24 protein-coding genes are annotated in these 24,161 nt (G+C 35.9%); 18 read left to right on the top strand and 6 right to left on the bottom strand.

The features are described 5' to 3' along the window. Positions 1-2 precede the first annotated feature (2 nt). From atpD to mnmD, 4 genes are all read left to right on the top strand, one after another. The gene (gene atpD, locus J2Y60_RS03845) at positions 3-1,520 is read left to right on the top strand and encodes a F0F1 ATP synthase subunit beta (RefSeq protein WP_309913520.1); all 1,518 of its coding nucleotides are present in this window, start codon (positions 3-5) and stop codon (positions 1,518-1,520) included. 77 nt (positions 1,521-1,597) lie between these two features. Beyond that, a complete protein-coding gene (gene atpC / locus J2Y60_RS03840) occupies positions 1,598-1,828 on the top strand; it encodes an ATP synthase F1 subunit epsilon (RefSeq protein ID WP_309913518.1) in 231 nt (76 codons plus the stop codon). Positions 1,829-2,186: 358 nt separating this feature from the next. Next, complete coding sequence (gene carA, locus J2Y60_RS03835; protein WP_309913516.1) at positions 2,187-3,284, top strand: glutamine-hydrolyzing carbamoyl-phosphate synthase small subunit; 1,098 nt, start codon at positions 2,187-2,189, stop codon at positions 3,282-3,284. 168 nt (positions 3,285-3,452) lie between these two features. Next, a complete protein-coding gene (gene mnmD / locus J2Y60_RS03830) occupies positions 3,453-4,106 on the top strand; it encodes a tRNA (5-methylaminomethyl-2-thiouridine)(34)-methyltransferase MnmD (protein ID WP_309913514.1) in 654 nt (217 codons plus the stop codon). Between the two features lie 81 nt (positions 4,107-4,187). Here the strand turns inward: mnmD and J2Y60_RS03825 are convergent, their stop codons facing one another. The 3 genes from J2Y60_RS03825 to J2Y60_RS03815 form a co-directional block, all read right to left on the bottom strand. Further along, the gene (locus tag J2Y60_RS03825; protein ID WP_309913512.1) at positions 4,188-5,612 is read right to left on the bottom strand and encodes a TonB-dependent receptor; all 1,425 of its coding nucleotides are present in this window, start codon (positions 5,610-5,612) and stop codon (positions 4,188-4,190) included. Positions 5,613-5,861: 249 nt separating this feature from the next. Then, positions 5,862-6,716 (bottom strand): N-acetylglucosamine kinase, encoded by an 855-nt coding sequence (locus J2Y60_RS03820; protein WP_309913509.1) that lies wholly within the window; start codon positions 6,714-6,716, stop codon positions 5,862-5,864. A gap of 75 nt (positions 6,717-6,791) precedes the next feature. Then, entirely contained in the window at positions 6,792-7,022 is a 231-nt protein-coding gene (locus tag J2Y60_RS03815; protein ID WP_309913507.1) for a cytochrome b5 domain-containing protein, read from the bottom strand. A gap of 88 nt (positions 7,023-7,110) precedes the next feature. Here J2Y60_RS03815 and J2Y60_RS03810 point away from each other — a divergent pair, with 88 nt between their 5' ends. Beyond that, positions 7,111-7,584 (top strand): hypothetical protein, encoded by a 474-nt coding sequence (locus J2Y60_RS03810; protein WP_309913504.1) that lies wholly within the window; start codon positions 7,111-7,113, stop codon positions 7,582-7,584. Positions 7,585-7,698: 114 nt separating this feature from the next. Continuing rightward, positions 7,699-8,727 (top strand): thiamine-phosphate kinase, encoded by a 1,029-nt coding sequence (thiL, locus tag J2Y60_RS03805; protein ID WP_309913502.1) that lies wholly within the window; start codon positions 7,699-7,701, stop codon positions 8,725-8,727. 74 nt (positions 8,728-8,801) lie between these two features. Here thiL and J2Y60_RS03800 read toward each other — a convergent pair whose 3' ends face one another. Then, positions 8,802-9,692, bottom strand: a complete 891-nt coding sequence (locus J2Y60_RS03800) for a geranylgeranylglycerol-phosphate geranylgeranyltransferase (RefSeq protein ID WP_309913499.1) — start codon at positions 9,690-9,692, stop codon at positions 8,802-8,804. 218 nt (positions 9,693-9,910) lie between these two features. On the opposite strand from J2Y60_RS03800, the gene bshA reads away from it, so the two are divergent. The 5 genes from bshA (at position 9,911) to J2Y60_RS03775 (ending at position 15,385) form a co-directional block, all read left to right on the top strand. Beyond that, positions 9,911-11,080 carry an N-acetyl-alpha-D-glucosaminyl L-malate synthase BshA gene (gene bshA / locus J2Y60_RS03795; protein ID WP_309913496.1) on the top strand — a complete coding sequence of 390 codons (1,170 nt, stop codon included), beginning with the start codon at positions 9,911-9,913 and terminating at the stop codon, positions 11,078-11,080. A gap of 7 nt (positions 11,081-11,087) precedes the next feature. After that, positions 11,088-12,380, top strand: coding sequence for an NAD(P)/FAD-dependent oxidoreductase (locus tag J2Y60_RS03790; RefSeq protein WP_309913493.1), 1,293 nt, complete (start codon positions 11,088-11,090; stop codon positions 12,378-12,380). Between the two features lie 179 nt (positions 12,381-12,559). Then, the gene (locus J2Y60_RS03785) at positions 12,560-13,210 is read left to right on the top strand and encodes a sterol desaturase family protein (RefSeq protein WP_309913490.1); all 651 of its coding nucleotides are present in this window, start codon (positions 12,560-12,562) and stop codon (positions 13,208-13,210) included. Between the two features lie 91 nt (positions 13,211-13,301). Next, a complete protein-coding gene (locus J2Y60_RS03780; protein ID WP_309913487.1) occupies positions 13,302-13,988 on the top strand; it encodes a response regulator transcription factor in 687 nt (228 codons plus the stop codon). 23 nt (positions 13,989-14,011) lie between these two features. Beyond that, positions 14,012-15,385 (top strand): HAMP domain-containing sensor histidine kinase, encoded by a 1,374-nt coding sequence (locus J2Y60_RS03775; RefSeq protein WP_309913482.1) that lies wholly within the window; start codon positions 14,012-14,014, stop codon positions 15,383-15,385. On the opposite strand, the gene folK is transcribed toward J2Y60_RS03775, so the two are convergent. Continuing rightward, the gene (gene folK, locus J2Y60_RS03770; protein WP_309913478.1) at positions 15,376-15,873 is read right to left on the bottom strand and encodes a 2-amino-4-hydroxy-6-hydroxymethyldihydropteridine diphosphokinase; all 498 of its coding nucleotides are present in this window, start codon (positions 15,871-15,873) and stop codon (positions 15,376-15,378) included. The genes J2Y60_RS03775 and folK overlap by 10 nt on opposite strands. Positions 15,874-16,009: 136 nt before the next feature. Here folK and J2Y60_RS03765 point away from each other — a divergent pair, with 136 nt between their 5' ends. The 3 genes from J2Y60_RS03765 to J2Y60_RS03755 all read left to right on the top strand — a co-directional run bounded on the left by J2Y60_RS03765 (position 16,010) and on the right by J2Y60_RS03755 (position 18,570). Then, the gene (locus J2Y60_RS03765; RefSeq protein ID WP_309913475.1) at positions 16,010-16,564 is read left to right on the top strand and encodes a YqgE/AlgH family protein; all 555 of its coding nucleotides are present in this window, start codon (positions 16,010-16,012) and stop codon (positions 16,562-16,564) included. A gap of 1 nt (position 16,565) precedes the next feature. Further along, on the top strand, positions 16,566-17,027 hold the full coding sequence (locus J2Y60_RS03760; RefSeq protein ID WP_309913472.1) for a hypothetical protein: 462 nt from the start codon (positions 16,566-16,568) through the stop codon (positions 17,025-17,027). A gap of 307 nt (positions 17,028-17,334) precedes the next feature. After that, positions 17,335-18,570 (top strand): 3-phosphoshikimate 1-carboxyvinyltransferase, encoded by a 1,236-nt coding sequence (locus J2Y60_RS03755; protein ID WP_309913467.1) that lies wholly within the window; start codon positions 17,335-17,337, stop codon positions 18,568-18,570. A gap of 146 nt (positions 18,571-18,716) precedes the next feature. On the opposite strand, the gene J2Y60_RS03750 is transcribed toward J2Y60_RS03755, so the two are convergent. Further along, positions 18,717-19,283, bottom strand: coding sequence for a DUF6580 family putative transport protein (locus J2Y60_RS03750; RefSeq protein WP_309913463.1), 567 nt, complete (start codon positions 19,281-19,283; stop codon positions 18,717-18,719). Between the two features lie 181 nt (positions 19,284-19,464). On the opposite strand from J2Y60_RS03750, the gene J2Y60_RS03745 reads away from it, so the two are divergent. The 4 genes from J2Y60_RS03745 to J2Y60_RS03730 all read left to right on the top strand — a co-directional run bounded on the left by J2Y60_RS03745 (position 19,465) and on the right by J2Y60_RS03730 (position 24,137). Then, positions 19,465-20,598: a 5-(carboxyamino)imidazole ribonucleotide synthase gene (locus J2Y60_RS03745; protein WP_309913460.1), complete on the top strand. Its 1,134-nt coding sequence runs from the start codon at positions 19,465-19,467 to the stop codon at positions 20,596-20,598. 239 nt (positions 20,599-20,837) lie between these two features. Beyond that, a complete protein-coding gene (locus J2Y60_RS03740; RefSeq protein WP_309913456.1) occupies positions 20,838-22,403 on the top strand; it encodes an ATP-binding protein in 1,566 nt (521 codons plus the stop codon). Positions 22,404-22,405: 2 nt separating this feature from the next. Then, positions 22,406-22,864, top strand: a complete 459-nt coding sequence (locus tag J2Y60_RS03735; RefSeq protein WP_309913451.1) for a response regulator — start codon at positions 22,406-22,408, stop codon at positions 22,862-22,864. Between the two features lie 283 nt (positions 22,865-23,147). Next, positions 23,148-24,137 (top strand): DUF2167 domain-containing protein, encoded by a 990-nt coding sequence (locus J2Y60_RS03730; protein WP_309913448.1) that lies wholly within the window; start codon positions 23,148-23,150, stop codon positions 24,135-24,137. Positions 24,138-24,161 lie beyond the last annotated feature (24 nt).

The raw sequence follows: 24,161 nt of genomic DNA, 5'->3' as shown, positions 1-24,161 counted from the left end.
AAATGGCAAATGCAGTCAATATAGGGAAAGTTACGCAAGTAATCGGACCGGTTGTGGACGTGAGCTTCGAGGGTGCTAACTCTCATCTCCCCACAATTTTGAATGCCTTGGAGGTTACAAAAGCCAACGGCACCAAAGTTATTCTCGAAGTACAACAACATTTAGGTGAAGACCGAGTTCGTACCATTGCAATGGAAGGAACAGAAGGACTTCAAAGAGGTCAAGACGTTTATGACTTAGGTCAACCAATGTCTATGCCAACTGGAGAAAGCATCAAAGGACGTCTTTTCAATGTAGTTGGAGAGGCTATTGACGGTATCCCTCAGCCTAAATCTAACAAATCAATGCCAATCCACCGTCTTGCTCCAAAGTATGACGAATTGGCAACTTCAACTGAGGTGCTTTTCACAGGTATCAAAGTAATCGACTTGCTTGCTCCTTATGTAAAAGGTGGTAAAATTGGTTTATTTGGTGGTGCTGGTGTGGGTAAGACTGTATTAATTATGGAACTTATCAACAACATCGCTAAAGCTTACGAAGGTCTTTCGGTATTTGCTGGTGTTGGTGAGCGTACTCGTGAGGGTAATGACTTATTGCGTGAAATGATTGAATCAAACGTAATTCGTTACGGTGAAGATTTCAAACACGCAATGGAAAAAGGAGAATGGGATTTATCTAAAGTAGACGAAGAAGCTCTTTTAGGTTCTCAAGCTACTTTGGTGTTCGGTCAAATGAACGAACCTCCTGGAGCCCGTGCTAGAGTTGCTCTTTCAGGTTTGACAGTTGCTGAATATTTCCGTGATGCTGAAGGTGAAGACCAAGGACGTGATATCCTTTTCTTTATTGATAACATCTTCCGTTTTACACAAGCAGGTTCAGAGGTATCGGCTCTTTTAGGTCGTATGCCTTCGGCGGTAGGTTACCAACCAACGCTTGCTACTGAAATGGGTGCTATGCAAGAACGTATTACTTCAACAAAAAGAGGTTCAATTACTTCAGTACAGGCTGTTTATGTACCTGCCGATGACTTAACTGACCCTGCTCCTGCTACTACGTTTACTCACTTAGATGCTACTACAGTATTATCTCGTAAGATTGCTGAATTAGGTATCTATCCAGCCGTGGATCCATTAGATTCTTCATCACGTATTTTATCTCCAAGTATTTTAGGTGATGTTCACTATAACACTGCTCAACGTGTTAAAGAGATTCTTCAACGTTATAAAGAATTACAAGATATTATCGCCATCCTTGGTTTGGACGAATTATCTGAAGATGATAAATTGGTAGTATCTCGTGCTAGACGTGTACAACGTTTCTTGTCACAACCATTCTTTGTGGCTGAACAATTTACAGGTTTAAAAGGAGTATTGGTTGATATTAACGACACTATCAAAGGATTCAACGCAATCATTGATGGAGATTATGACCACCTTCCAGAAGCTGCTTTTAACTTAGTAGGTAGTATCGAAGATGCTATTGCTAAAGGAGAAAGATTAGTAGCTGAAGCATCGAAATAAAGTTTAGGAGTAAATGAGTTTATGAGTAAAACCTTACTCATAAACTTCTAACTCATACACTCATAAACTGAAAAAAAATGAATTTACAAATTATTACTCCCGACAAGAAAGTGTTCTCTGGTGAAGTAGACGTTGTTACGCTACCAGGTACAGATGGTTCTTTTCAAATTTTGAAAGACCACGCTCCTATCGTTTCGACGTTAGGAAAAGGAACATTAGCGGCAGACAAACAAGAGTTCATCATTGATGGTGGTGTTGTTGAAGTATTGAACAACAAAATTTTAGTTTTGGCTGAAGCTGTATTGTAATAAAATATCGTTATTGAAAACCTGTTTTCAATAAACAAGCTATTAAAAGCACAGACTCTTTGGGGTTTGTGCTTTTTTTATTATTCATGATGATGAATGTTTTTCGATAAATTTATGTTCTATTTCAAAATTAAGAATATTGGATTTGTCCAAAAATCTTTTATTCCCTATCTTTGTACCAGAAATGAAACAAATGATGATACAAGCAGTTTTTACAAGTAACTTTTGGGAAATGTCCAAAGATTTACCTTCAAAAAAAGGCTGTTTTATCGTTTCTAAAAATATTTTTATTAGGAGGTCAAATTAATTGACCTCCTTTTTTATAGTACAATCTTTACAGTAACCAAGAAACAATCAAATGAAAGTAACACAAAGCCAAGCAGCTATTTTGTTGTTGGAAGACGGTACAGTTTTTAGAGGGAATGCCCTTGGGAAAATCGGGACGAGTGGCGGAGAAATTTGCTTCAATACAGGTATGACTGGCTATCAGGAAATTTATACTGACCCTTCATATTTCGGACAAGTAATTGTAAATACGACTTCTCATATCGGTAATTATGGAGTTGTTAACGATTTAGAAGAAGAGTCAGGCTCTATAAAAATTTCAGGAATGGTTTGTAATGAATTTTCACCAATCCATTCACGTAAAACATCTGATGGCTCTTTGCAAAATTACTTTGAGAAAGCAGGAATCGTAGGAATCTCAGGAGTTGATACACGTCAAATTGTACGTCACATTCGTGAAGTAGGTGTGATGAACTGTATTATTTCTTCTGAAATCTTAGATGTGGAAGAATTAAAAAAGGAGTTGGCTAAAGTGCCTCAAATGGAAGGACTTGAACTTTCATCAAAAGTTTGTACACAAGAATCTTATTTCTTGGGCAATCCTGATGCTGAACACAAAGTGGCTGTATTAGACTTAGGTGTAAAGAAAAGTATTCTAAGTAACCTTACTGATAGAGATTGTTATTTGAAAGTATTCCCTGCTAAAACGCCATATTCAGAGATGCAAGCGTGGAATCCTGACGGATATTTTATCTCTAATGGCCCAGGCGACCCAGCGGTAATGCCTTACGCTATTGAAACAGTAAAAGAGATTGTTGATAACAATAGCCCTACTTTTGGTATCTGTTTAGGACACCAAATTTTGGCACAAGCGTCTGGTCTTTCAACATATAAAATGAAAAACGGACACCGTGGTTTAAATCACCCTGTGAAAAACTTGGTAACTGGTTTATCAGAAATTACTTCACAAAACCATGGTTTTGCCGTAAAAATGGGAGAATTGGAAGCGAACGAAAATGTAGAACTTACTCATATTAACCTAAACGACAAAACGGTGGAAGGTTTAAGAAGAGTAGACAAACCTGCTTTCTCGGTTCAGCACCACCCTGAAGCATCACCAGGCCCACACGATTCTCGTTATTTGTTTGATAGTTTTGTGGAGATGCTTTAATTTTAGACTTTAGGATTTTAGACTAAAGGACTTGAAGATTTTTGACTTGAGGACTTGAAGATAAAAGGTTTTACGCTTTCTATCTTCAAGTCTTTTGTTATTAAATAATCTTAAAAGTCACAAAATCCTAAAGTCTTCAAGTCCTAAATCCTAAAGTCCTAAATAAAAATGGAAAGAGTAAGAATTACTGACGACGGTTTTACTACTTTATTCAGCACAGAGTTTAACCAATATTATCATTCCGTTCGTGGTGCTTTAGACGAAACCCAAAGAGTATATATTGAATTGGGATTGTTGGCTAAAAGGCAAGAAACGAATGAGATTAATATTTTAGAAATAGGTTTCGGCACTGGCTTAAATGCCTTGGTAACAGCCTTAGAGGCACAAAAGAACAACCTCCAAGTGCAGTATACCACTCTTGAGCCTTTTCCAATTTCAGAAGAAGATGTATCATCATTGAATTATCAGACTGGTACTGAAACTGATTTGCTTCAAAAACTTCATCATGTAAATTGGCATGAAAATATTGAAATATCGCCTAATTTTTCACTTCAAAAAGTAAACTGTACGCTTCAAGATTTCAAGACATCACAACTATTTGATGTAGTTTATTATGATGCCTTTGCTCCTTCTTCACAACCAGAACTCTGGACGGTAGAGACATTTACACATGTGGCATCTTTCTTAAAAAAAGGGGGATTCTTGACTACTTATTGCTCAAAAACGGTTGTAAGAAGAGCGATGGAACAAGCAGGATTTAAAGTAGAAAAGCATGTAGGTATATGGGGGAAAAGAGAAGTAGTGAGAGCTATTAAACTGTAAAAAAATCAAATCCTTTCTATTAGGCAGTGACTTAAGTCACCGCCTAATAGAAAGGATTTGAGAATTAGCCGTTCTAGTTTCTTATGCAGGCGTTACTTCACAAGGATATCCAAATAAACAATTCCCTTTTACCAATTTAGACACTACTGGCGGTACTAATTCCTCCCATCCAGGCTCGCCAGACTGTATTAATCTCAACACCGCATCAGTATTAATTTTCAGCAAGTCCTTATCATATTGTTTAATATCGGCAAATTTATCGTTGTCTTGCAAATACTGGAACAACCCTTTCAGGTGCGAAGGAGGAGTAAATTCTTTAGTAGTTACAATTTCTCCCTCAGCATTCAACATTGGGTGCAAATACAATTTAATTTTAGGAGCAAACAATGTTGAGAAAGCCGCAAGAATTCCCCCTGCAATATTCGTGTAATGCTTTTCTTCAAAGATATAATCGAGGTTAGGCATTCCCAGAATCAAACCCATCCTTAATTTAGTAAAACCACATAGGTATTGTACTAGACGATAATATTCATGGAAGTTTGAAATCAATACTGTGTGACCGAGTGAACATAATATATCTACACGGTCTAGGAAATCTCTTTCATTGATTTGCTCTCCGCCAGCTTGTAAATTCTTTAAAGTAAGCTCGGCTAATAAAACCACTTTATCATCATCCACATCAGGCTCAGCTTCAAACTGCTTCAAGCCCGTTTTTATCATATCTAAAGAAACATTAGTCACTGGTCTGAAACGACCACGCACTGCTACAATATGTTTTTTGTAGAACGCTTCTGAAGGTTGCATCACATTGCCATCTGGACCAAAAAGTGCTGCATTGGTAAATCCATTTTTTACAAGGTGCAGCGACATCAAGCGGTCGTCTACCTCTTTAAAATCTGGCCCACGGAAACGAATCATATCAATCTCAATTCTATCTGAGGATAAATCATCCATCAAAGATTGAAGTAAAATTTCGGGTTGAGCATTGTAATAAAAACATCCGTACATCAGGTTTACACCGATAACCCCCAAAGCCTGTTGCTGTAGTACGTTATCATTGTCTTTCATTCTTACGTGAATAACAACATCATTAGGTGCACCATTTGGCTCAAGTTGGAAACGTAGTCCAATCCAACCATGAGGGTCATTTGTTTTTTGATAGTTTAAAGCAGCCACTGTATCAGCAAAAGCAAAAAATGTACGTTCTGAGGCCATTTCCGTCAAGCGTACATTCAATAACTTATACTCACGCGTAAGCATTTTCATTAGGCGAGCTTCTACTACATATCGCCCTGACTCTTCTTCTCCATAAATTGCATCCGAAAAAGCCATATCGTATGCTGAGATGGTTTTTGCAATTGTACCTGATGCTCCACCAGACTTAAAAAAATTAGCCGCAACGTCTTGCCCCGCCCCGATTTCAGCAAAAGAGCCATAAATCCTGCGGTCGAGATTGATGCGAAGAGCCTTCTGTTTTGTGCCTAAATTTCTATCGTAATTTACCATGAAATTATTCTCCTTTTTTAATTGTACATTATCACTAAAACCATTTCCTAATTTACAATTCTAAGGTCAAAGCTTGACAAAAATCTACCAAAAATATAACTCTTTACTAAAAAAGTAATACAAAAATATAATTAGCCATAAATATGTATCTTTTTTAAAAGGTTAAGCGTCATCTTCTGATATAGCTAAGAGCTGTCTCTTTATTTTAAACACCTAACAGCTTAGCAGAATTCATTTTTTAAGGAGGTTTTACAACTTTGTTGGCTTATGATATAATGTTAATCCTGCGATGGGGCTTTCCATAATTATTCCTATGCTAAAGCCTTTTTCGATAGCTACCCTTCTAAGAATATCTGAATAATAAAAAGCGACAGAACCCGTAAAATGAACTTTGTACTGCTGATAATCGGGATACTTCAATAAGTATTTTTCAAAGAATAAACCGAAAGCGTCTGTTACTAACTTAAACGTAAATTGATTATTTCGATTATCAAAAATAAATTTTGAAAAAGAAGCAAAATAACGATTTGGAAAAGGCTTCTGATAAGCATTATCTAACACCTCCAGACGGTCTTTGACACCGAAACGCTTTTCAAATTTTTCACGGATATCCTGTGGCATTTCTTTGTGTAAATAGCTTAATACTAATTGTTTGCCCAGATAGCCTCCGCTGCCTTCGTCGCCTAACCAAAAACCTAAAGGTGGTACCTGAAAAGTAATATCATTGCCATCATAAAAACAAGAATTGGAACCCGTTCCTAAAATACAGGCAATGCCAGCAGTGTGTCCACACAAAGCACGTGCAGCCGCCAACATATCACTATGAACCTCAATAGATTTTACCTCCGTAAAAATTGCTTTAAAAGCCAAACGAATAATATCTGCTTTTTCATCGTTAGTCACACCCGTACCATAGTAAAAAACTTCAGAAACTACCTGATTGTTAAGAGAAGGCAATAAATTTTTCTGTAATTCTTCAATAATAGAATCAGTAGTTTGATAATATGGATTCAACCCAATCGTTTTGACTTGAGATACGCTTCCGTTGGGAGCAATCATTCGCCAATCTGTTTTACTTGAGCCACTTTCTGCAATTAAAATCATTGTTTCTATTTAAAATGTATTATTATAAAAATGAAATGCAACCTTTTTTTAGGTGTAGTAGTCATATAAAAGTAACTAAACCAATTCACCCACAACAACAAATTTTTCAAAAACTTTATCAGTATGTGGTGCGTCTTTTAGTTCATCAGTTAAGTCTTGCCCAGCCCAATGTTCGTAATGTTTACCATTACGCCAAAGTCTGGAATGTGTAACATCATAAATATGACCTTTGTAAGCTACCCAGATTTCATCACGGTCTTGACCATTTCTTAATGATAGTTGAGATTTCGAGTATTTTTTTAGCATAATTATTTTTTATATATTGTATCAAATTTGCTGAAATCAATTTATTTTATCATTTTTATCTCTCAAAAATTAAAAATCTAACATGGTAATGAAAAAATTAATTCTATCCCTTCCTATTCTCTTTGCATTTATCTTAGTATTAAGTAGCTGTGGTAGTAAAAATCCAGTTGAGCCATCTGTGAAAGAAAAGCTAACTAAAACATTCACAGTAAGTATTGCTAAAGAAGCTGGTGTTGAAGTTTATAACAAAACAAAAGCAACAAACATCGAGGCTGGATATAGTTATTATAAATTAAGCTTAACTTCATCAGGGGCGGCTACATTAACTGCTAAAGACAACTCGACTTTCACAGGAAGCTGGACTTTAACTAACTCAGATAAAACTTTAAGCCTTACAGGCTTGAAAAACGCAGCAGGAAGCAACCCTACAGGTACTACAGGTACAATAGAATTCACTATTGTTAGTATTGATGGTACTGGCGCTGCTGTTACCTTGGAATCTTTGCAAGCTGATATAAAAGCTGGCAATAAAATTGTTAATTTACAATTAGTAAATCCTTAAACCAAACATAAATTATTGCACCGAAGCCACCCGTAACTGGGTGGCTTTTTTCTTTTCCCTAAAATATCAATCCTTCGGTTGTCTCAATCACAAAATCCAACGTAACTTTGTATCATGGAAACAAGAACAGAATTAAGTACAATCGGAGAATTTGGCTTGATAAAGTTAATCGATTCAAAATTTCAAAATATTAATCCCGAAACTATCAAAGGCATTGGCGATGATGCTGCCATTATTGATACTGCTGGCAAAGAATTAGTAGTGTCTACTGATCTTTTGATGGAAGGCGTACATTTCGATTTAGCTTATACACCCCTTAAACATTTAGGCTATAAGGCTGTTGCAGTGAACGTTTCTGACATTGCAGCGATGAATGCTATTCCTAAGCAAATTACGGTTAGCCTAGGGCTGAGCAATCGTTTTTCAGTAGAAGCCATTGAAGAATTGTATGAAGGAATCAAGATAGCTTGTGATGAATATAAAGTAGATTTGGTAGGTGGTGATACTTCCGCTTCGCGTGCTGGACTAGTGATTTCGATTACGGCATTGGGTACTGCTGAAAAAAAGAACATCGTTTTAAGAAATACTGCCAAGACAAATGATATTATTTGCGTTTCGGGCGATTTGGGTGCTGCCTTGATTGGTCTACAAACCCTTGAAAGAGAAAAACAGGTATTCTTGGCTAATCCAGATATGCAACCTCAGTTAGATAAAGACAAAGATTATGTGATAGAGCGCCAATTGAAACCGAATGCAAGAATGGATGTAATCTATGAATTGCGTGATTTAGGGGTTGTCCCTACATCAATGATTGATGTTTCAGACGGATTGGCTTCTGAGTTACTACATCTTTGTAAAAACTCGGGCACGGGTGCAGTAATTTTTGAAGATAAAATTCCAATCGACGACCAAACATATTTAGTGGCTACTGAATTAAACTTTAGTCCGATGACGGCAGCCTTGAATGGTGGTGAAGATTATGAGTTATTATTTACCGTAAAACAAGAAGATTTTGAAACCATTAAAAATATGGCTGATATTAGCTTTTTGGGCTATATGACAAACGATGTTGATGGCGTAAAACTAATGATGAAATCTGGCACATTGATTAATGTTACGTCCCCAGGTTTTGAACATTTTTGATAAACTTTAATGATGATTATTCAGAGGCTTCGCTTAAGCGAGGCCTCTTTTTATTTTATGTAACTTTGGCATTTCTATGCAAATATCATCGTTAGCACACCTATCAGCATAATCATTTTACAAGCATTACTTAGAAAAGCAAAGTCGTCTGGCTTATCGGCATATACTAATTTATAGGTCAAAAAACCTACGGGGAACATCAGTACTAGAAAAATATAAGCTACACGCTGATTAGGCAACTGTGTAGCTAATACAAACAAAATGGAGATAAATATTGCTATAAATCCAAAAACGAGCCTTTTGGTGCGAGCAATCCCCCAAATGATAGGAAGTGTTTTGCACCCGTGCAGTTCGTCCCCTTTTACATCTTCCATGTCTTTAATTATTTCCCTAATTAAAGTAATAAAAAACGAAAAAGTAGCATATACCCATACCTGACGCTGATGTCCGGGATAATAAACAGCCAACACTAATAAAGAAAAACCCGTGAGGATAGCTACCATTAAATTCCCCCAAAAGGGTAATCTTTTTAGTTGATTTGAATAGAGCCACAAACAAAAAACGGCAAATAGGTTTACTAAGGCTATTTTTTTATCCACCAATAGTCCTAACGCTATGCCAGCACCATTAAAAAATTGGTGTATCAATAATGCCCATCTTCTTTTGATATATCGCCCAATCACTACCCTATCTGGTTTATTGACAAGGTCAATCTTAATGTCGTAATAATCGTTAATGATATAGCCTGAGGCGGCAATAAACACAGTAGCCAACGAGATGAGAAATAAGTTTTTTTCGAATAAAATTTCAAATAAGTGAGTAAAAGAAAGCGGTTTATCACGAATTAGGAAATACCTTGTGAAATATTGGGTAAATACGATAATTGCTAAATTCTGCCAACGGATTAGTCGACTAAAGCCCATAATTACTTGTAGATATGTTACTTTACGAGGGGTTCTCAACATTTTGTTAAAGGCTAGCTTTCGTGAATTAAACAGCAACAGTGGGATAAACGATTTACTCTAACAACCAAATTTATTCCATTTTCGTCCCTTAAAAAACTTTTTAGTGACTTAAAGAGATTTTTTTTTGTTTTTGTGTGTTAGTCTCTTAATAAGTCTATTCGCTAAGACTTAACTTTACATATCCACAACGTGCGGCGAACCGCTTCAATATTAGATTAATGAAAATCGGAATTGTTTGTTATCCTACTTACGGAGGTAGTGGTGTAGTAGCCACAGAATTAGGTAAGGCACTTGCTAAGGCAGGTCATGAAGTACATTTTATCACCTATTCACAACCTTCAAGGTTAGACTTTTTTAACGAAAATATCTACTATCACGAAGTGAGTGTATCCAGCTATCCACTTTTCCAATACCTTCCTTACGAATCGGCATTGGCAAGTAAAATAGTTGACGTAGTTCTCAATGAAAGGCTCGATTTATTACATGTTCATTATGCTATTCCGCATGCTTCGGCGGCTTATTTGGCTAAACAAATTCTAAAATCAAAAGGTATTCACATTCCTTTTATCACCACTTTGCATGGAACAGACATTACTTTAGTAGGCAAAGACCCTTCCTTTGAGCCTGTCGTTACTTTTTCTATCAACGAGTCTGACGGGGTAACAGCAGTTTCTGAAAGTTTGAAAAATGATACTTATGAAGAATTTGAAATTGTCAGTAAAATAGAGGTGATTCCTAATTTTATCGATTTGGAGCGTTTTAAAAAGCTTCGTAAAGATCATTTTAAAATAGCGATTTGTCCAAATGGGGAAAAATTGCTAATGCATACCTCAAATTTCAGGAAAGTAAAGAGAATTGAGGACGTGGTACATGTTTTTCATAAAGTAAATCAGAAGATTCCCTCTAAGTTACTCTTAGTTGGCGATGGTCCAGAACGTACTTCTATTGAAATGCTTTGCAGAGAATTGGGCGTACAACAAGACGTAAGATTTTTAGGGAAATTAGATGTAATAGAGGAAGTACTTTCATTGGCAGATTTATTTTTACTGACTTCTGAAAAAGAAAGTTTTGGCTTGGCAGCACTAGAAGCAATGGCTTGTGAAGTGCCAATTATTTCATCAGACGCCGGTGGCTTGCCTGAAGTAAACATTAATGGGGTAACAGGTTATGTTTCGAAAATTGGAGATACTGACGATATGGCAAAAAATGCTATATCAATTCTTGAAGATGATGAAGTATTAGCCCGATTCAAACATAATGCCCATGAAAGAGCCAAAGAATTTGATATTGCCAATATTTTACCCCTATATGAACGTTACTATGAAGAAGTGACAGCTAAAAGTTGGAAATTTCCACCCCAACCCTGTGCTGTTGATAACCTAAATTAAGAACAGTATGCCCCTGAACATTCAAGAAAGTAATCGTAAGAGAGTAGTAATCATTGGAGCGGGTTTTGGAGGACTAAAATTAGCCCAAGAATTAGCAGGTAGTTATGATTTTGAAGTTGTTCTGATTGACAAAAACAATTATCATCAATTTCAACCGCTGTTTTATCAAGTAGCAACTGCGGGGCTCGAACCATCAGCCATTTCATTTCCGCTTCGGCTAGCTTTTCATCATTACAACAATGTGTTTGTAAGGGTGGCAACTGTAACAAAGATTATCCCTGAGCAAAACATTATTGTAACTAATATTGGCGAGCTTACTTTCGATTATTTAGTATTAGCGATTGGAGCCGACACCAATTTTTTTGGAAATCAAAATATTGAAGATAATGCTTTGCCCATGAAATCGGTAAGCGAAGCACTAGGGCTTAGGAATAGGTTATTAGAAAACTTTGAAAAGGCCTTATTGGCTGATCAAGAAGAAGACAAAATCGGCTTGATGAATGTGGTCGTAGTAGGTGGCGGACCTACTGGTGTGGAAGTATCAGGTACGTTGGCTGAAATGAAAAAAATGGTTTTGCCAAACGATTATCCAGAGCTAGATTTCAATTTGATGCAAGTGCACATTATAGAGTCTGGGGCTGAATTATTAGGGCCGATGTCTGTTAATGCACAAATTAAATCAAAAGATTATCTGGAACAATTAGGCGTAATTGTCCACCTCAATACCCGAGTGACTGATTTTGATGGTAAGCATGTTTATTTTAATAATGGAACTACTATCCGAACCAACAATTTAGTATGGGCAGCGGGGGTAAAAGCGAATGTGATACAGGGTATCAAGCCTGAAGTAATGGTTCGTGGAGGAAGGTTGAAAGTAAATAGACAAAATCTGGTAGATGGCTATGAAAACATTTTTGCGATTGGTGATGTAGCGTATATGACTGAGGATAAATTTCCGAATGGTCATCCACAAGTAGCTCAACCAGCGATACAGCAAGGTAAATTACTGGCTACTAATCTAAAAAATATACTAAAAGGAAATGCCCTCGAAGATTTTAAATACAAAGATTTGGGGTCAATGGCTACTATCGGTAGAAACAAAGCTGTAGTAGATTTACCTTTTTGGCGTTTTCAAGGTTTTTTTGCTTGGCTTACATGGATGTTTGTACACTTAATCGCTATTGTAGGCGTAAAAAACAAGGTATTGATATTTATTAACTGGCTATGGAATTATATTACCTATGACCAATCGTTAAGATTAATTATTAAAGCTAAAGCACCCAAGAATAATCAAACATAGCGGACTGACTATTAGTGATATACATAATATCACTAAATAACATGATAAATGGTATTTTATTGTAAATAAAAGTTGAGTATCTTTGTCGTTATAATTCAACAAAATGATAGGTATTAAGCTCTTAATATTAAATTAATACAATTTATACGCTAACTCTCCTACTTATCTAAAATAGTATTATGGAAGCGAAAAACACAAAAATTAGACCTAAAAATAGTGGCTCTAAACAATTATTTGAAAATCCAATCTTAGAGAAACTATCGCACACACACATTGCCATTCCAGTATCTTTATTTTTTGTTGCAGGTTTTGTGCTTGGATTTTATGCCTTTACTCATACAGAATTAGCCAATTGGGCTATTGGTGCTTTGTTCTTCATTGGTGCAATATCATTTACATTCATTGAATACTGGGTACATAGAAGTGTATATCACATTGAACCAACAACCGAAGCAAGAGCTAAATTTCAATACATTGCTCATGGTGTACATCATGAATACCCTAAGGACAAAACTCGTTTAGCGATGCCTCCTATAGTGGCTGTGATTGTAGCTGTAACATTGTTTTCTTTGTTTTTTGTTTTGATGGGCGAGGCAGCTTACGCTTTCTTCCCAGGTTTTATTTGGGGATATGCAGCGTATTTGTTAGTACATTATTCTGTTCATGCGTATGCTCCACCTAAAAACTTCATGAAGCAATTATGGATTAACCATGCTGTGCATCATTATAAAGATGGTAACGCTGTTTTTGGTGTATCTTCTCCGCTTTGGGATTATGTTTTTGGAACGATGGCAACGATGGATAAATCAAAAGTCTCTGAAAATCTATAAAAATATTTAATTAGTGATGGCTCCGCAAGAATTTAAGTGTCTTGCGGAGTTTTTTATTTTATCTTTGATAAAGTATTTACCTACAATATCCATGAAAATATTATTAATAGAAGATGAACCCAAAACACTCCAATCGCTTCGACAGGGATTAGAGGAAAATGGTTTTGAAGTAGATATAGCTTATGATGGACTCATTGGCAAACACCTTGCACGTAAAAATCAATATCAAATCATCGTTACTGATATCATTATGCCGGGTATTAATGGGCTTGAATTGTGCAAGCAACTTCGTGAAGAAGGAGTAGTCACGCCTATTCTAATGCTTACGGCAATGGGTAGTATTCAAGAAAAATTGATGGGGTTTGATGCTGGGGCTGATGATTACTTAGTAAAGCCCTTTGATTTTCTGGAACTCATGGCACGTATCAAGGTATTAAGCAAACGTACACATGTTGCGCCATTACTTAGCAATACCAATATTTTGAGCTATAATAATTTAGAAATGAATCTGGATGCCCATTTAGTCACTAGGGCTGGCAATAAAATTGATTTAACCGCTCGTGAGTTTGCTTTGTTAGAATACCTTTTAAGAAATCAGGGGAAAGTAATTTCCAAAGCAGATATTGCCGAAAAAGTATGGGATAGTCGTTTTGAAATGGGCACAAACGTTATCGAAGTATTTATGACGATGCTTCGCAAGAAAGTTGACAAAAATTACGACACCAAACTTATACATACCCAATATGGTGTTGGATATGTATTAAAAGTTGAAGAATAACTTTAAAAACGTTCTCATAAATTATGCAAATTAGAGCAAAGCTTACTTTACAATTTACACTGTTAGTGTCTGTAATTGTTTTGGTGATTTTTATTGTAATTTATGGTTTACGCTATAATTACGTAAAAGAAGAATTCTATAATCGTCTTACCCAAAAAGCTTCTACCTCTGCAAAATTGTTGGTGACATTTAATGAAGTAAATTCTAAGTTGCTCAAGAAAATTAATCAAAACAACAGAGATGTTCTTTATCGTGAAAACCTCATTATTTACGATTATGAGAATTTAAAAGTATATTCTACCAATGACACAAGTGGGTTCAAGATTTCTTCTGAAATGCTGAATCAGGTAAGAAAAGAACGCATTTCAAGATTTACACAAGGAGATTTTAAGATTGTAGGTATTCTTTATAGAGACCGCTTCAATCGGGTTGTTACCATTGCAGGGGCGGTAGATTCATCTGGAGAGCGAGATTTAAAGAATTTACAAAACACCATGTTTGGGTTGTTTTTTATTGTAATTGCCGTAGTGGCCGTAACGGGTTGGTATTTTTCTGTTCGTGCCTTGTCGCCTATTTCTGAGGTAATTAAACAAGTAAAGACCATTTATCCTCAAAACGTTAATCAGCGACTGACGATTCAAAATCCCAAAGATGAAATTGGGCAATTAACTGCCACCTTTAATGAGCTACTAGAAAGAATTGGAGAGGTATTTCGTTTACAAAATTTATTTGTTTCGAATGTATCCCATGAAATGAAAAATCCTTTGATGAAAATAGGGTCACAAATTGATGTTACCTTATTGAAAAGCAGAAGTGAAGAACAGTATTTAACAACGCTACTATCTGTCAGACAAGATATTCGGGAGTTAGGTCAGCTATCAAATACTTTATTGGAGCTAGCCAAAGTAAGCGATTTGAACCATAGTCTGATGTATGATGAAGTACGGCTTGATGAAATAATCTGGGAAGCGGGAGATTTATTATTACAAGCTGAAAAGGACTATCAGGTACAAGTAAATTTCACCAGTGAATTAGAAGAAGATACTCAGCTAGTGATTCAAGGAAATGCACAATTACTCAAAACTGCTTTTGTGAATTTATTAGAAAACGGCTGTAAATTCTCAGAAAATCACTCCGTAAAAGTATGCATTCGTTTTCTGGAAAATCAGATTGAAGTACAGTTTGAAAACACAGGTGCTATGCCTCAGAAGGAAATAGCTTTAGTATTTGAACCTTTCTATAGAAGCCAAAATACTGCCAATATCAAAGGTTATGGCGTTGGGCTATCGTTGGTCAATCGCATTGTAAAACTTCACGGTGGGAGCATCAATGCGCATACTAACGGGAATACCACTTTTTTTACGCTCCTCCTCCCCTATTCTGTGGGTCATAAATAAGGCTTTACTTCCCCGATATCAGCACAGAGATTACATAATGCTATGATACTTTTATGGAAAATTGGGTGTATAAAATCAGGGGCAATTTCTTCAAGGGGTACTAACACAAAATTTCTTTCATGCATCAACGGATGAGGTATTACAAGGGTTGGCTCGTTAATAATTTGTTCTCCGAAAAAAATAATATCAATATCAATTAGCCTTGCACCCCATTTTTCTAGTCGTACTCGTCCTAACGTTTCTTCAATCTGTTGTGTTTCTATCAACAATTCATTAGGATTCAGAGTTGTAATTACAGCAATGGCTATATTCAAATAATTAGGCTGATTATCTACGCCCCACGGAGCGGTTTCATAGAATTTTGAACGTTTAAGCACAAACCCTACTCTATTTTCAATTAATTCAATAGCATTTTCAAGAATTTCTTCTCTGTTTCCCAAATTTGAGCCTAAAAGTAGGTAAGTAGTTTGGAGATTCAGGTTTTGCATTGTATTTTTAGTTAAACTTCTTAATTAAGCTCCATAGCACTTAATCTATATCATTACGACCATTATCCTTTCAGGATATTCCTGCAAAGATTTATAAATATTCCTTAATTCACCAATAATCCTTTAAATACCTACCATGAAAAACGTCACAAAAGGCTCCATACTTATCTCAGAACCTTTTCTCAAGGATCCTAATTTCAACCGTAGTGTTGTACTTATTTGTGAACACGAAACTAACCAAGGTTCTTTTGGATTGATTCTGAATCAAGCTTCTAACCTGAATCTTGATGATGTATTAGAAGAAAATATTTATCCAGATATACCCCTTTATGTAGGGGGACCAGTTCAGCATAATACTTTGCATTATGTACACCGCCGTCCTGATATCATCGAAGGGGGGATTACTTTGATGGATGGTGTTACATGGGGTGGAAACTTCCAGCAAGTAAAGAGTTTGCTCAATAATGGTGTTTTATCTCCTAGTGATATCCGCTGTTTTATTGGATATTCGGGTTGGGAAGAAGACCAACTAGACAATGAACTCAAGAAAGACTCATGGATTGTATCAACCACTACCGCAGAAGTAATTTTTGATACGCCAATAGAAAATTTTTGGAGAACAATTCTCAAAGAAATGGGAGGTTCTTTTAAAGTATTAGCTAATTATCCTAGCGACCCTAGCTTGAATTGATATGCCTGAAAAAGTAGAGATTTCGCAAGTGACAGTTATTTATACGCGTCCATCCGACCAACATCTACTCCTGTTGGGTGGACTAGGAACATTTTTATATGTAATTTTTTTCTTAATCAGAACAGAATATATATCAAGTGTATTATGTTTATTCACTAGTATCGTATTGACTTATAGGTATTTAGAGAAAATTAAGTCAAAAGCGAAAATTATTATTAGTCAAGATGGCATTCAAGTAGTTGGACAGCCTTTTGTTTCTTGGGCATTTGTGCATGGTTTACAGATTCGTCCAGAAGTGAAAGGGAATAGTTATTCGGAAATATTGGTTTTTACTAATAATGGACGAATTCAAGAGATTCCAATCAATACCTTGGCCATTACGGCTTGGCAATTGGAAGAATTGCTGAATATTTATCAAGAACGCTTTAGAGAGAGTATTGTGGAGGATGAAGAGTTAAATTAGAATTGTGAATGATAAGTTGTGAGTGGTCTGCCGATGCGATTTATAATATTTATATACAATCCTTTAATTCACAAAATATCATCGTTTATCTTACGTAGTGACAGCTACAATATTAACGCCAGCAAGTTTCGAAAAACTATTTTAATTTTATTGTTATTTCCTAGCCCTTACTTTGTACGCTGTAAAGCATTTCTACAGAGCCTATTTTCAAGGTTTTCTTGTATCTTTGTATTCTTTAAATCCCAAAAACGAATCAGAGAAGTATATCGGGAATGATATTTTCCGAAAATAAATCAGAAATCATACATTGAAAAAGCTATTACTTCCTAAAGTACAGAAATCTTTCCAAACGGAAATACCCTTACCTTCTTCAAAATCAGAATCTAATCGTGCCTTGATTATCAATGCCTTGGCACAAGGAAAAGACAATTTATCAAATCTTGCGGAAGCACGTGACACACAAACGATGATGCGTTTGTTGGCTTCTGATGATGCTATTGCTGATGTGATTGATGCTGGTACTACTATGCGTTTTTTAACGGCATATTTCGCAGTAACAGGTCAGCACAAGACGATGACAGGTACGCCAAGAATGTGTGAACGCCCGATTGGCATTTTGGTAGATGCCCTTCGTTCTTTGGGTGCTGATATTGAATATTTGAATAAAGAAGGTTATCCTCCATTACAGTTAAATGGTTTTAACTTCTCTGGAAACAACCATTTGGCTATCAGAGGAGATGTTTCTTCACAATACATTTCTGCTATTTTGATGATTGCCCCCTTATTACCAGAAGGATTAATTCTGACGATTACGGGAGAGTTAGGGTCTAAACCTTATATCGAAATGACGATTCAACAAATGAAGAGTTTCGGTATTACGGTGAGTCCAGATTGGGAAAATTTGACGATTACAGTACCTGCTCAAAAATATGAGGTAATTCCTTATGCCATTGAATCTGACTGGTCAGGAGCAAGCTATTGGTTTTCAATCGTAGCACTTTCTGAATTTGAAGATGCTGAATTAGAGTTATTAGGATTAAAAGAAAATTCATTACAAGGTGACTCTGTCATTACTGATATTATGAGCCATTTAGGTGTGAAGTCTGAATATACAGGTCGTGGATTTAAATTAACTAAAATTCCTGCTGAAAGTACTTTAGCTTGGGATTTCACCAATTGCCCAGACCTTGCTCAAACGGTTTGTGTAGTAGCAGCAGCCAAAAACATTCCGCTTACTTTAACGGGCGTAGAGTCGCTAAAAGTAAAAGAAACTGATAGAATTTATGCTTTACAAACAGAGTTGGCTAAAATCGGAGCGAGTTTAGTAGAAACAGAAAAAAATCATAAATACTTACTGACTTCAAGTAATCAAAGCATTCCAGCGGGAACATCATTCCATACTTATGATGACCACCGTATGGCAATGGCTTTTGCTCCTTTAGCTTTAATTGCGGATGTTGAGATTGAAGAACCAGACGTTGTAGTAAAATCATACCCTTCGTTCTGGAAACACTTAGCAGCTATTGTTGATATTGAGGCGTAAAATAACTAGATATTATTGTAGATAGAAGTGTAGGGTGCATCCCCTGCACTTTTTTTTGTTTATAGTACGAGTTTTAACATCTATCAAACAAAAAAAGTAGTGTAAAGCATCCTTACACTACTTTTAAGATAAATATTCCTAAACACTTATTGCAACTGCAACGATTTACTAGTCGATTGTGCGTATTCAAAAGCACCAAACATAATAGCAGAAAAGATTAGGTTACTCATCAACGTATTTTTCAAGAATGGTAAAGCCATTGTATAGCACGATACCAATCCATCAAAAGTTTGAGGATAGATTTTTCCAGCCGTCCAAACAAAGAAGTTTGATACAATAAAAAACACTAGTGTACCCAATAAATTAGCACCAAGTAAGTTTGTTACATTTACTTTTTTCAAAGTAACTATTCCTACCAATACTACTAAAGCAAAGGTAAAAAACACAGAAGCATCGAACCCAAATGAAAAGGTAGGATACCACTGTTTGTAAAAAACATTATTCAATACTAAGTTAGATAACCACAGCGCAACCATTGGTACTACAAATGCCCAATATTTTTTAGTAAAATATGCGCCACCAAATAAAGCAATAGTGCCTACTGGTGAAAAGTTTGATAAAGTTGGTGCTACAACAGCTAAAAAACGGAAAGCAGTAGCCACTAAAATAATAGCAACCAAAATACCAAAACGAAGATTTATTGAATTTTTCATAAATTTTTCTCCAAAATTTCCCCTCTAATTTATTTAGAGTACACAAATTTACTAAGGTTTACAGATTTCAACGTAATTTTGTGAAAAATTAAAATAAGGGAAGATACTACGACAAAGCAAACAAGGGTTTTTATTCAATTTTTGCTACTAATTGCTAGTATCTTTCCCCTACAGCAATCCAATGTTTTCTAAAAATTTCAAATTAGGTTTATTAGGCGGTGGTCAACTAGGAAGGATGTTACTCCAAGCCGCTATCGATTTAGATATTCACGTAAAAGCACTTGACCCAGACCCTGATGCTCCTTGTGCTAAAATTGCACCAGAGTTTGTTGTTGGGTCATTTCTGGACTATGACACCGTTTACCAGTTTGGACAAGACTGCGAAGTAATTACGATTGAAATCGAGAATGTTAATTTAGAAGCATTAAAAAAACTTCGTTCAGAAGGCAAGAAAGTATTTCCACAGCCCGAAGTATTAGAAATCATTCAAGATAAACGCATTCAGAAACAGTTTTATTTAGATAACAATCTACCTACTTCTGCTTTTATCCTGACAGATTCTGTAGAAGATATCAGCAAACATCTTGATTTCTTACCTGCTTTCAATAAATTAGGCAAAGGGGGTTATGATGGACGTGGTGTACAAAAACTAAGTTCTGAAGATGATTTACCTTTAGCCTTTACAGAACCAAGTTTATTAGAAAAAGCAATAGACTTTGATAAAGAGATAGCCGTAATCGTAGCAAGAAACGAACATGGCGAAATCAAGACATTCCCAACCGTTGAATGTGTATTTCATCCTGTATATAATTTGGTGGAATACCTATTCGCACCAGCGGCTGTGAATGAACATATCCATGAAGAAGCAAAGAGAATTGCGATAGAAACTGCCGAAAAATTAGGTATTGTAGGCTTACTGGCTGTCGAAATGTTTTTGACGAAAGATGGTCAGATTCTTATCAATGAAGTAGCGCCACGTACACATAATAGCGGTCATCATACCATCAGGGCAAATCACACTTCTCAGTTTGAGCAACATCTTAGGGCTGTTCTAGGCTTACCATTAGGCGACACTACTGCCCATTCAAAAGCGGCGATGGTGAACTTATTGGGTGAAGATAATTACACTGGCGAAGCAAAATATGTTGGGATGAATGAGGCTTTAGCCATAGCAGGTGTATATCCATTTTTGTATGGTAAAAAAATCACAAAGCCATTCCGTAAAATGGGACATGTAACAGTAGTAGATGAAGACTTAACTTCTCTGAAAGAAAAAGTAAAAGCAGTAAAGGAAACCCTTAAAGTAATTGCTTAATATCTAGCAAGATTAGAACTGTTTCGTATATACATAATCCGAAGGACAATTCCTTCGGATTTTTTGTTTTTATAATATTTTAACTTCTAAAATTTTCTATTAATTTGCTGTAAAGTTATGCATTGAATTGTTTGAAAGAGCCCTATAATCTATTGACTTTTAAAATATTGCACAACTTTCCTTATTACTTATCTTAATACCCTATGGTCTAATACCTTCCAAAGACATACTTTATAACAATGAAATTAACTGAAAACAATGACCTCTTCCAAACCATTTTTGATTCTGCTTCAAACGGGATTGCCCTGATGCAATGCCTATATAATGAAAAAGGTAGGGTCGAAGATTTCTCAATTTTACTTTTTAATGCACATACACTTAACTGGATTGGCGATACTGATTACAAAGGCAAGCGATATAGTGATGTTTTTCCTTTCGTAAAACAAACTGGTATTCTTGAAAAATTTATTGAGGTTGCTGAAACAGGTATTACTGCCAGATTTGAATGTTATTATGCAGGAGAAGGCATGAAGCACTGGTTTTATTTTACAGCCGTAAAACAGGGAGAACTACTAGTAGTAACAACTGAAGATATAACTGAGCGGAAACAGTCTGAGATAAACCTCAAGAATGCATTAGAGACTACCGAAAAGCAAAAACGACTGTATGACTCCATTACGGATAACACACCCGACCTAGTGTATGTTTTTGACCTTAGCTACAGATTTACTTATGCGAATAAGGCGCTTCTTACTATGTGGGGTAAAAACGCAGAAGATGCCATAGGTCGTGGGCTTCGCGAGAATGGCTACGAAGAATGGCATGCACAGATGCATGAGCGGGAAATTGACGAGATCGTCGCCACAAAAAAATCAATCCGTGGAACTGTTTCTTTTCCACATGCTGAACTTGGAAGCCGAATTTATGACTATATTCTCGTACCGGTTTTAAATCAAGATGGTCAGGTAGAAGTTATTGCAGGTACGACACGTGATATCACCGAGATTAAGCGTATAGAGGAGAGGTTTCAGCAAAGTGAAAATCGTTATAAAATATTGGCTGAAACATTAGAACAGCAAGTTACTAAACGTACTCGGGAATTACAGCGCTCTAATGAAGACCTACAACAGTTTGCTCATGTTGCCTCACATGACCTTAAAGAACCGATAAGAAAAATAAAAACCTTCACTGGTAGATTGGAAGACCACCTTCGCGAAAAATTAGATGATACAGGAATGCGGTTTATGCAAAGAATCCATGTTGCTACTGATCGCATGTTCGCAATGATTGATGGAGTATTAGCCTACTCAACTATCAATGCTATACAAAAAAAGGCGGAATCCGTTAATCTGAATGAAGTCATACGCAATATTGAGACCGATTTAGAAGTTGCTTTGCAAAAAACAGGCGGAACAATTGAGTATCAAAACCTCCCTACATTAGAAGGTGCTATGGTACTACTTTACCAACTTTTTTATAACCTTATCAACAACTCAATCAAATTTGCTAAAACTGGTGTACCTCCACATATATCTATTTCTTCAGAGGTTGACAATCAAGACTTTTATCGTATTACGGTGACAGATAATGGAATTGGCTTTAAACCTGACCATTCAGAGCAAATATTTGAAACGTTTACCCGTTTAAACCCAAAAGATGATTATGAAGGTACAGGTTTAGGTTTATCTCTTTGCAAGAAAATTGTAGAGCGTCATGGTGGCAATATCATTGCAATTGGCAGTTTGGACAAAGGTGCCACATTTGTTATAACACTTCCATTAAAACAAAAAGGAATTAGTATTTAGATATGGGACAAAAAATAATATTTTTAGCTGATGACGATAGGGATGATACTGAAATGTTTTGCGAGGCTCTAGAAGAAATAGACGACAATATTGTATGCCACTGTGCAATTAATGGTGAAGAGTTTTTCAGGAAATTAGAAATGCTTCATGAGAAACCTCAACTTATATTTTTGGATTTAAACATGCCAATTATGGATGGTTGGGAATGTCTTAAAAAATTGAAAAACGATAAAAACTACAAAAATATACCAGCCATCATTATCTCGACATCGTCGCATCAAGAAGACATGGTGAATGCCGTTAAACTCGGAGCAATATGCTATTTCGTAAAACCCAATAGTTATAACGAATTAATACGGGTTTTACAGGTTATCACAGAAAACGTTGGTAGTGGTTTGATAGATATGGTTAAAAAATTACAATCCCTTGAATCTACCTATATCTATACTGAATATAAATAAATCTCTATGATGGCTCAATACAATTGATTCTTTCAGCAGATTATGTTGTTTAATGCCACTATCGCTCTGCCGAAAGGGGTTACATTTTATATTCCATTTCAATTCTTTTGCATATCAAATTCATCTATTTAGGTAAATATTATTATCCTGTTTTCTTAAATATCTATGTTAAAATGGAATTTTTGAAAATTATCACAGACTTAGACTTACCATTTAATAAATTATTTTCCTTTTTTCATTTATTAATGATATTTTTAAGGCTCACATCTTAAATTTTATACACATGAAAAAAACTTTAGGTCTACTACTGTTATGTATCACATTTATTTATTCAGTATCTGCACAGAAAGACAAAAAAAACAGTGATGAGGAATCAAAAGCCTTGGCAGTACAAGAAGCCTTCATTGATTCCGTTGAGCATGCCATGAATTATCAACATGGTACAATCTTGCTAAAAAATGGTATTGCAAAAATCACCATTCCTGCTGGCTTTAAATTCCTGAATGCCGAACAAGCTGATTTTGTAGTGACTAAACTTTGGGGAAATCCTCCTCAAGAAATCTTAGGCATGATTTTACCAGAAGGTGGAAAAGTGACTGATGCGTCAAGTTATTCTTTTATCGTTCAATGGGACGAAATGGGCTTTGTAAAAGATGATGATGCAGACGACATAAACTATGACGATCTGCTAGCTGATATGCAGGAAGATATAGCTGCTGGCAATGAAGAAAGAGTAAAAGAGGGTTATGGAAGTGTTAAGCTAGTAGGTTGGGCTGCAAAACCATTTTATGATAAAGAACATAAGGTATTGCATTGGGCCAAAGAAATTAAATTTGATGATAGCGCCGAAAATACGCTTAATTATAACATTAGGATTTTGGGTAGAAAAGGTGTGTTGATATTAAATGCTGTAGGTGGAATGTCTCAATTAGCCATGGTTAATAATGACATCAGCAAGGTTTTAAATATCGTAGAGTTTACAGATGGCAATAAATATAAAGATTTCGACCCAGGTTTAGACGTAGTAGCAGCCGTAGGTATCGGAGGTTTAGTAGCAGGAAAAGTATTGGCTAAATTAGGGTTCTTAGGGCTATTAGGTAAGTTTTTCCTTCCATTACTCAAGTTAGGAAAACTGGGTATCGTGGCGATTGGTGCAGGTTTAACTGCTATCTGGCGTTTTATTACGGGAAAAAGAAAGGAAGATGAGCCTGTAGAAAGTTTTAAAGAAGAATTACCAGAAAATCCATCCATTGAACCTTCTGAAAATGCTTAATCTTTAAGCATTTATATTATTTTA

This window comes from Arcicella sp. BE140 (assembly GCF_031456255.1).
Taxonomy (GTDB): domain Bacteria; phylum Bacteroidota; class Bacteroidia; order Cytophagales; family Spirosomataceae; genus Arcicella; species Arcicella aquatica.
Note: the sequence above shows the minus strand (reverse complement) of the source record. Positions and strands in the feature narration are given on the sequence as shown.